This is a genomic window from Geobacillus sp. DSP4a, assembly GCF_013096875.1.
GTDB lineage: Bacteria > Bacillota > Bacilli > Bacillales > Anoxybacillaceae > Geobacillus > Geobacillus thermophilus.
Genome location: NZ_SDLD01000113.1, coordinates 1 through 1510, shown reverse-complemented (window position 1 = coordinate 1510; position 1510 = coordinate 1). Strand labels below are relative to the sequence as shown.

Annotated in this window: 1 protein-coding gene; it reads left to right on the top strand. The window is 49.9% G+C overall.

The window, feature by feature from the left end; all coding sequences use genetic code 11:
- On the top strand, nucleotides 1-1131 hold a 1131-nt coding region (locus ETC02_RS16530; protein ID WP_171698436.1), incomplete at its 5' end, for an IS110 family RNA-guided transposase.
- Between the last annotated feature and the right edge of the window lie 379 nt (nucleotides 1132-1510).

Genomic DNA, 1510 nt, shown 5'->3' with positions numbered 1-1510 from the left:
AGAGAAGGATTGGAATGGTTGTACCAGTGCATCGTGGAAGCCATGAAGGAATTTGGAAAAACCGAGGTGATCGTTGGCATCGAGCCAACGGGACATTATTGGCTGAATCTCGCCTATTTTCTTGATGAGAAAGGCATTCCTCTCGTCATGACAAACCCGATGCACGTGAAGCGATCCAAAGAGCTGGACGATAACCTTCCAACCAAGCATGATGCGAAAGATGCGCTCGTCATTGCCCGGTTAGTGAAAGACGGCCGATTCAGCTATCCGCGTATTCTGAAAGGGATGGAGGCGGAACTGCGCGTAGGGGCGACATTTCGCTCCAAATTGGTGGAAGAACAGGGAGCGATTCGAAATCAAATGATTCGCTGGCTTGATCGATATTTTCCGGAGTTTTCCCAAGTCTTCCCGTCATTTGAGAAAATGGCGCTCGCGGTGCTGGAATATACGCCATTTCCGAGTGATCTGGCAGGAAAAGAACTAGAAGAGGTGCTGGCCCTTTACCGGCAAAGTGAGGGATTACAATCGCCACAAAAGCCGAAAGCGAAGAAGTTGATGGAATTGGCCCAACACTCCATTGGCGTAACGGAAGGACAACAGATGGCCCGTATCGAAATTGCCACGCTTGTCCGCCGGTACTGCCAACTGGAAGAAGAAATCGAGGCACTGACAGAGCAGCTGATTGAACTCGTACAGACATCGGTCGAATACGAATGGCTGAAGACCGTTCCGGGCTTAGGCGATGCGACCATCGTAGAACTGTTATCAGAGATCGGGAGTTTCTCCCATTATCAGGATCCGCGGCAGCTTATCAAATTAGCGGGCCTGACGCTGCGGGAACATTCCTCCGGCCAACACAAAGGGCAAAAACGGATCTCGAAGCGTGGAAGAAGGCGGTTGCGCGCCCTTCTGTTCCGGGTGATGATGCCGATGATCCGCCACAACGAAGCGTTTCGGCAGCTGCACGACTATTACACGACACGTCCTGATAATCCGTTGCGGAAGAAGCAATCCATTGTAGTGTTATGCGGAAAATTACTGAAGGTACTGCATGCGGTGTGTACGAAACGACAGGCGTTTGACGTGAAGCGAATGATGTGGGACATCTTTGGCCTCGAAACGGCTGCTTGATGCCTATAGTCTCGATTCTCTAGACAACAAGGATGACACGGAGAGAAGCTGGCGCGATATCATCCATTCGACCTTGAGTCCCTAAAGGAGCTTAGCCGGCCTCTGCCTGATGACTAGACCGAACGAAGGAATGTAGGCACAAGGATGCCAAGAGACATGGGAGGGTTCGTCATCATCAGCGATGCAGAGATCCACGGTGCATCCCATACGCTTCCCCCACTACAACCAAATTTAACCAGTAGTGGCCGCGAAGCGTACCCAGTCAATGTAAGATATACACATATTTAAGAAATAATGTTAGAAACTTTGTCGAAAAATATTTTTTTGACACCCCTGAAACGGCTACAACCGTTGATATATCAACATTTATAGAGGGAGG